The sequence below is a fragment of the Enterovibrio nigricans DSM 22720 genome, from assembly GCF_900167155.1.
GTDB lineage: Bacteria > Pseudomonadota > Gammaproteobacteria > Enterobacterales > Vibrionaceae > Enterovibrio > Enterovibrio nigricans.
This window is the reverse complement of the sequence record NZ_FUXU01000127.1, coordinates 1-6,976: the sequence shown is the minus strand read 5'-3', so window position 1 is coordinate 6,976 and position 6,976 is coordinate 1. Positions and strand designations below refer to the sequence as shown.

Sequence of the window (6,976 nt, the reverse complement as noted above, 5' to 3'; positions counted from 1 at the left end):
CTGGGTATGCCTGAAACTCAGTATATTGCTTAAGAACCGAACAACTTTAGGCTGCCATGTCTTCCAACCGAATTAAGCAACAAAGCCAATGCGATGAAAAGTGCGGCGGGCGCTGCGGCATCTAAACGCCTGAATAATGAAAATACCCGTCGAGATTCGTTGCAGAAAAAAGCGCAGAGCTTGAATGAAAAAGCGGAGCAAGTGAAAACTCAGACGTTTAACGTGACAACGATGGAAGCCAAAGGAGGGCGACTTTTTTCTATACTAAACGGCAAGTTACCTTTTGGAACCGAAAGTCCGGTAACGATGTTTATGAAACCCAATCAACGCATGCACCTACAGGGATCTAATGGCAGCGGGAAGTCTACGTTACTTAAAGTGTTGAAAGGGGAGATATCGCTGCTTGGCGGTGAACTTCACCTAAATATGCCAATTTTCTATCTGGATCAGCATGTCAGCTTGCTGAATAACGTGCTACCCATGTTGGAATGTTTACGGCACTTCTGTCCCCATATGAAGGAAATGGACGCACGGACTTTGCTGGCGGGCATTGGTTTTCGTCGAGATAGCGTATTCCGACAAGTAGGCGCATTAAGCGGCGGAGAGAAAATGAAGCTGGCGATTTTGATCATTAGCCATCAAGACAAAATGCCTTTGCTCTTGCTCGATGAGCCTGATAATCACCTCGATATATCATCAAAAATCTTACTTGCTGAGACACTCAAACACTATCAGGGAGCGATGATCCTCGTGAGCCATGATCAGAGCTTTGTGGAAGATTGTGGCGAGTTGGACACTTTTCTTATGGCGTAATGTCAGAGACGCAAAAAGTTACCTAATAGTGAAAACCACAACCATAAAGGCCCCAAGGGGCCTTTTATGGTTTAGAGTCGTCTGTTGGCTTTTTCATTAACACAGTGCCGATTAGGCCACCCAGAATGAGTAGCGGAGCTAGCCATAAAAATGCTGTTCCTGGTTTGAATGGCGGCTTGTAGTGCACCATGTCCCCGAAACGCTGCGTCATGTGCTTTATCACTTGCTCTTCATTGGCACCTTGTTCTACGAATTGATAAACCTTTAGACGCAAGTGCATTGCCACGGGGGAATTTGACTCAATTAAATTTTGGTTCTGGCATTGTGGGCATCGCAACTCTTTGGCCAACTTCAATGCTAATGATTGGTTTTCCTTACTCGAAAACTGAAATGTTTCTGCATGGTTCTGTGGATCATCCGGCATTGCAATCCCTAAAAAAGGCAAAAGGGAAAACGACAGTAAAAACCAGTGAAGGTGCATCTTCATCTCTTTATTCCTCTTTTGATTGATGACGGTGCTGCGCGGGTTGGATGCGCGGTAAAAATTCGGTTTCCCATACCTCATTGTTAAGTTCACCCGTGTGGCGGTGTATAAGCGTTCCGTGCTCATCGATAAGGTAAGTATCTGGGGTGACCAAGCTTCCAAATTCAATGGCTAATGCACCGCTTGGGTCAAAGATAACCGCGCGATAAGGGTTGCCAGTGTGCTTTAGCGTGTTGAGTGCGGCTTCTTTTCTATCACGATAGTTCAGACCAATAATAGGGACGCCTTGTCGAGATAGTGTCATAAGGAAATCGTGCTCTTTTTTACAGACGACACACCAAGAAGCCCAAACATTTAGCAACGTCCATTTGCCTTTCAATACCGTTTCGTCAACGAGTTCGTTTTCTAGAGTGGCGTAGGAAAACGTGGGAACGGTTTGGCCTTTCATTGCAAATTGCGTTGGTGCTTCGTCGTTGTCGGTATTAACGAGCATCCATGACAACGCAACAATAAAGGCAATGGCTCCGGCTAATGGGATAGAAAAACGCAGATTTATCATTGAGGCAGACCTTGATAACGAGGTTTTCTCTCGTGCTTTCTGAGGTAAACCACTTTGGCTGTGGCGATCAATCCGGCTATCGCCATCAAACATGCGCCGAGCCAAAGTAAGTGAATGCCTGGTTTAATTTGAATGCGTACGGCATAGGCGTTGGCATTGAACTTTGTACCAAGGGTGATGTATATGTCAGTGACACCGTCTCGATAAATTCCAGCTTCTGACATATTCATGGAGCGAACAGTGTAAAGCCGCTTTTCTGCAGAGACTGCTATCGGGTGATCTGATTGGTCATTAACAACAAATGTTATCTTCTCCGCCGTGAAATTTGGGCCAATATGCCAGCTGCTGCCTGAATGCAGGAAGGAATACTGCCCCACGATTACCTTCTCACCTGATTGCATCCTAAGACTAAGTTCATCACTGAATGTGGAGAGCATAGTCGCGCCAATAATGCTCAATGCAACACCGATATGACCGAGAGAAAAAGCAAGTACATTGCGTTTTTTTTTCTGTGAAAGCGCAGCATAGCTGGTGGAATACAAGAGGCAAAAGGCGACAGAGAATGCGAGCGTGGCGAGCGCAGAAAATGGCACAGCGTAGATATTTGCGAAATAAACAGTACAAAGGATACCTGATGTGATCGAGAGCGTGATACATCCCGCGATATGCCAGCGCTTTTGTTTTAATAACAACGCAATACTTGCAAGGAATGCACAAGCGAAAACCAGTGGAACAAACAGGCTATTGAAATAGGGGGCACCGACAGACAAGGTCCCTAGGCCTAATGCACTGTAGATTAGAGGGTAGAAGGTCCCTAGCATGACGATAAGCATCATTGAGAACAATATTCCTGCGCCACAGAGCATCAGCAGCGACAATTTGTCAGCGTGTACGTTGACGTTGGATCGAACGATCAACCTAGAAGCATTCAGTGCATAGAGATAGACAGCTGGTAAAAGTATCAAGGTCAGTATGATCAACAATCCGCTGCCTCGCATCGGATCGGTCGCAAAGGCGTGTACGGATGTGAGTACGCCAGAACGAACGATAAATGTACCCAGAATACTCAATGCGAAGGTAATGATGGCCAACAGAAGTGACCATGCCAAAAGCGTTTTCTTTCGCTCTGTCATGATCAAACAATGTATTAACGCAGTGGCTGTTAGCCAAGGAAGCAGCGATGCGTTTTCGACGGGGTCCCAAAACCACCAACCTCCCCAGCCTAGTTCGTTATATGCCCACCACGCGCCTACGGCGATCCCCGCAGTTAGAAAGGCCCACGATGGCAAAGCCCAGTTTCGGCAAACGTGTGCCCATTCTTTGATATTGACTGGCGTGGTCATTGCGGCAATTGCCAGAGAAAATGGAATAGCAAACCCGATATAACCCAGATAGAGCAATGGTGGATGAACAATGAGACCGACATCTTGCAGCATTGGATTGAGATCCCGTCCTTCAAGGGGAAAAGAGGGGTCTCTTAAAAAAGGATTGGAAAGGTACAAGCAATAAATACCAAGCAGGGAAATAAGCCAACACAGTACCGCGATATTCGTGAGCCGGAATGTCTGACTAACGTCGCGAAGACGCGTACTGATAAGCGCAGTCCATCCTGATAACGTGAGAACCATGAAAAGAAACGAACCTTCGTGGCCGCCCCAAACCGCAGCCAATTTGAAGGGTAGAGGTAATGCCGAATTTGAATGCTGGGCGACATAGCGAACCGAAAAGTCATTGGTATAAAAGCTGTAGGCGAGCAAGCCTGTCGATGCAAGAATCGAAATAAAGGCCAAAACGCAAAGTGCGGGAGGAAAACCTTCGAGCAGTGGGTCTTTCGTCTTGGAGAAGCGAAGACAGAAAAGTGCAAGCGTTCCTGCAACGAAAACGGAAGTAATTCCGAGAATAAAGAGATAATGGGCAAGTTCTGCAAACATTAAAACGGGTGAATCCTAACGAAAGCCGCCTCACTAATCTAACAAGATCAGTAAGGCGGGTAGCTATTACACAGTGGTCATTTGGCCTGCGTAAAGAATAAACGTACGTAACATAAGTACGCCCAGTAAACTGAGTGTCGTAACGACCGCGAGGTAGCGCGTCCGGTGACGGACTTCGGCTGATGCGACGGTATTCATGGCTAAAGGCAAAACCATTCCCAGCCCGACAACGCCAATCCAAAACCAGTTTGACCAAAATCCACCACCTATTGCGGCGATGACCGCGGCTTCTTTCTGCCCACCTCCGAAGTAGAGACCAGAAAAAAAGGCAAACAAGACGAAGAGCTCAAACAGCACAACCGGACGTTCGAAGCGATGAATCCAGTGCACTGAGGGGCTTTTTATCGATTCTTTAAAAGCCAGTACGCCAACTAACAAACAAGCGGCTGCGCCAGAAGACAAGCTTGAAAACAGGAACAGGATGGGTAAGACAGGGTTATTCAGCAGCGGGTACGTTTTCAACGCAGACAATAGGAATCCGGTATAGGCCGCCAGAATAAACGCCAAGACAGCAAGGGTGATCTCTAATCCCTTGTCAAAACGCTTCGTTAGCTGAAGTGCAGCGTTTGCGCCGGGGATTTTGTTGAGTAATCCGCCAAAAACACGTTGGATATCTTCAAGGAAGATACCGGCGAGCCACGCAAACAAGACCATCATGTATACCTGAAACAAAACCACGCCCATAGACATCACGGAGCTGGGGTTGAAATAGATCATGATCTTCCAGAATTCCCACGGTTTCGTGAGGTGGAAAACCAATATCAACAGACCCAAAATAATGCCCAATGGTGCGATTATTGCCGTCGCTCGAATAATGCCGTTTTTGGATACATCGCCTTCTATGACGTTGCGTTTCAGGTAGACGGCAATCATGACGGCTCCAGCGGAGACGCCGGCCAGGAAGAGATAAACAGCAATAATCCAATCCCAAACCAAAGAGTCAAAATGGAAAGCTTGGTCAATCATACTCATCCTTTAATCTCCCTGATCGAATGCGGCACTTTATAAAGTTGCGGTTCGGTACCAAGGTGTGATTTATCCCTGTATACGGTTTTTTCGGTGATCAGTATCGAAATACCACTGTTTGGGTCATTTAAATCACCAAAAGTCAGGGCTTTAGTCGGGCAAGATTCCACACAGGCAGGTTCTTTACCTTGTGCTAGTTGGGTGCTTTTACAAAAATCACACTTATCAGCAGCCTTGGTTTCTGGATTGAAAAAGCGCACTTGATACGGGCAGGCGGCGAGGCAATATCCGCACCCGACACATTTATCAGCTTCAACATCAACGATACCTGTGGCGGGGTCTTTGTAAGCGGCTCCCGTCGGGCAAACGTAGACGCAAGGGGCGTTCTCGCAATGTTGACAGGACACGCGCGTGAAACCGTATTTTACATTTGGATAGGTACCAACGGGCTCATCGCGGACAATGTTGAGACGGGATACGCCTTCAGGCACATTGTTGACTTCACGACATGCTTCAGTGCAGGCAGTACAGCCTATACACAAACTTTCGTCATGCACCATTCCATAACGTTTTGCTTTCTCTTCTGGCTCGGCTGCGAAAGCGGAAGGGCTGACAATCTGTGTGCCAGCTAGCCCGGATGTCACAATCATGGCGCCAGTGCCAGAAAGGAATTGTCGTCTTGAGCAACTCATTGTTTTTCCTCCTGCGCCAGTCTTTGGTCGGTATGACAATCGACACACGTTTCGATTGCAGCCTTACTGGTCAGGCCTTTCATCGGATCAGTGGCAGGGTGGACGGTGTGACACGATGAGCACGTTAGGTCTCTAGCATGAACATCATGTGTCCAATTCGCCTCTTGCAATTGGGTGGGTTCGTGGCAGGTTTCACATGCTTCGTTTTGTTTGGTTATCCATTCCACGGAAGATGCAGCAAGCGTGGTACCACTAACACTCTGAGAATGGTCAAATTTCACAACGTCGGTTGCGCCGTCGCGATGAGAAGGGGTAATAGAGGTGTGGCAGTCGACACAGGTCACGCTGCGGTTGTTATTTGGGTTGATTACGTCGTTGTGGGCACCTGCGAGTTTGTTTTCTTCGTCTTTATGACATTGAACGCAGGCGTAGTCAGGGTTTCGCTGAAACGTTACCTCATGCTGCAAGGCGGGTGTCGACACGCTATCGACAGTGCTGTCCTTGCTTTCCGAAGCAACGTGCAAAGATATTCCCCAAAGGCAGAGCACCGTAAAGAGGGTGGCTAGCCAAGAGAGATTGACTTTGATATTGCTCATTTCTCACCTTTTACAGCTCGACAGACATCGCTATATATCTGACATGGCTGTGTTCTAAAATATACGACTCGCCAAAGTGTTATAGAAACATCTTCAGCACTCTCACATTTCCCCGTCGATATTTTTCACTTAGCCACAACGCCGAGCATGTCTATTTGAATTAAAATCAGGTTGAAACGGAAGGCATGGAGATCTTGGTTTTTGGAAAGAAACAGTTTAAATGCATCTTTAATGATGTAGGTCAAACTTCATGCAAATCAAGGTTCTGAAACGCAAAGCAAATACAAATTTGGTGCGTATTTAAATGTGATACGCAGCATGTTGTTAACTATTTCAGAACAATTGAAGGGGGGTATTTGGTAAGATTGTTTGGCTCCTGTTGATATTATTTTACTGATCGTATTCACAACGCCGATTAGACAATAAATCAAACATTGGAGATATTTGCTGTGAGCATTCAATCGGCAATTAAGACTGCTTCTGTCAGCGTAATATGGGCGACACTGGGAATATCAATACTGGGATATTCGCTTGGCTTTGTTGCTTAATTCGGTTGGAAGACATGGCAGCCTAAAGTTGTTCGGTTCTTAAGCAATATACTGAGTTTCAGGCATACCCAGTCCTGTAAGCTTGTTCAGCGCTTTGATCATAGCGTATGTCTCGCCAACCTGAGCATTGTAATTTTTTAGGCTTAATTTCCTACCTAGCAGCTGTTTTACTCGCTACATTGCTGTCTCTGATAGTGAGCGCTTGTGATAGCCATACCGCTTTTTCCACTTCTTGTTGGAGCCGTAGAGCTTTTGACAACCTACTGCTAAATTGCGAGGGTGTCCTTGTTCCCAGAATGCAGCCCCTTCTCGTGGTGGGATAAGCGC

At 46.7% G+C, this 6,976-nt stretch carries 7 protein-coding genes and 1 pseudogene; 1 reads left to right on the top strand and 7 read right to left on the bottom strand.

Annotation, left to right across the window (positions count from 1 at the left end):
- Window positions 1-93 precede the first annotated feature (93 nt).
- Complete coding sequence (locus B5D35_RS22050) at window positions 94-813, top strand: ATP-binding cassette domain-containing protein (protein WP_078754592.1); 720 nt, start codon at window positions 94-96, stop codon at window positions 811-813.
- A 64-nt stretch (window positions 814-877) separates the two neighbouring features.
- On the opposite strand, the gene B5D35_RS22045 is transcribed toward B5D35_RS22050, so the two are convergent.
- The 7 genes and pseudogenes from B5D35_RS22045 to B5D35_RS22015 all read right to left on the bottom strand — a co-directional run.
- The gene (locus B5D35_RS22045; RefSeq protein WP_078754591.1) at window positions 878-1,300 is read right to left on the bottom strand and encodes a cytochrome c-type biogenesis protein CcmH; all 423 of its coding nucleotides are present in this window, start codon (window positions 1,298-1,300) and stop codon (window positions 878-880) included.
- Window positions 1,301-1,304: 4 nt separating this feature from the next.
- The gene (locus B5D35_RS22040; protein WP_157828451.1) at window positions 1,305-1,856 is read right to left on the bottom strand and encodes a DsbE family thiol:disulfide interchange protein; all 552 of its coding nucleotides are present in this window, start codon (window positions 1,854-1,856) and stop codon (window positions 1,305-1,307) included.
- Entirely contained in the window at window positions 1,853-3,787 is a 1,935-nt protein-coding gene (locus B5D35_RS22035; protein WP_078754590.1) for a heme lyase CcmF/NrfE family subunit, read from the bottom strand. Before B5D35_RS22035 ends, B5D35_RS22040 begins: the two co-directional genes overlap by 4 nt.
- 66 nt (window positions 3,788-3,853) lie before the next feature.
- Window positions 3,854-4,819: a cytochrome c nitrite reductase subunit NrfD gene (nrfD, locus tag B5D35_RS22030; protein ID WP_078754589.1), complete on the bottom strand. Its 966-nt coding sequence runs from the start codon at window positions 4,817-4,819 to the stop codon at window positions 3,854-3,856.
- Window positions 4,816-5,505, bottom strand: coding sequence for a cytochrome c nitrite reductase Fe-S protein (nrfC, locus tag B5D35_RS22025; protein ID WP_078754588.1), 690 nt, complete (start codon window positions 5,503-5,505; stop codon window positions 4,816-4,818). Before nrfC ends, nrfD begins: the two co-directional genes overlap by 4 nt.
- Window positions 5,502-6,101, bottom strand: coding sequence for a cytochrome c nitrite reductase pentaheme subunit (nrfB, locus tag B5D35_RS22020; RefSeq protein WP_078754587.1), 600 nt, complete (start codon window positions 6,099-6,101; stop codon window positions 5,502-5,504). Before nrfB ends, nrfC begins: the two co-directional genes overlap by 4 nt.
- A gap of 587 nt (window positions 6,102-6,688) precedes the next feature.
- Window positions 6,689-6,976: pseudogene (locus B5D35_RS22015) on the bottom strand (IS5/IS1182 family transposase); the annotation flags it as partial.

Bases quoted from the DNA above. Each gene is read 5' to 3' on its own strand.
- nrfB (WP_078754587.1), bottom strand. From the start codon at position 6,101: ATGAGCAATATCAAAGTCAATCTCTCTTGGCTAGCCACCCTCTTTACG.
- nrfD (WP_078754589.1), bottom strand. From the start codon at position 4,819: ATGAGTATGATTGACCAAGCTTTCCATTTTGACTCTTTGGTTTGGGAT.
- B5D35_RS22050 (WP_078754592.1), top strand. From the start codon at position 94: ATGAAAAGTGCGGCGGGCGCTGCGGCATCTAAACGCCTGAATAATGAA.
- B5D35_RS22040 (WP_157828451.1), bottom strand. From the start codon at position 1,856: ATGATAAATCTGCGTTTTTCTATCCCATTAGCCGGAGCCATTGCCTTT.
- nrfC (WP_078754588.1), bottom strand. From the start codon at position 5,505: ATGAGTTGCTCAAGACGACAATTCCTTTCTGGCACTGGCGCCATGATT.
- B5D35_RS22045 (WP_078754591.1), bottom strand. From the start codon at position 1,300: ATGAAGATGCACCTTCACTGGTTTTTACTGTCGTTTTCCCTTTTGCCT.
- B5D35_RS22035 (WP_078754590.1), bottom strand. From the start codon at position 3,787: ATGTTTGCAGAACTTGCCCATTATCTCTTTATTCTCGGAATTACTTCC.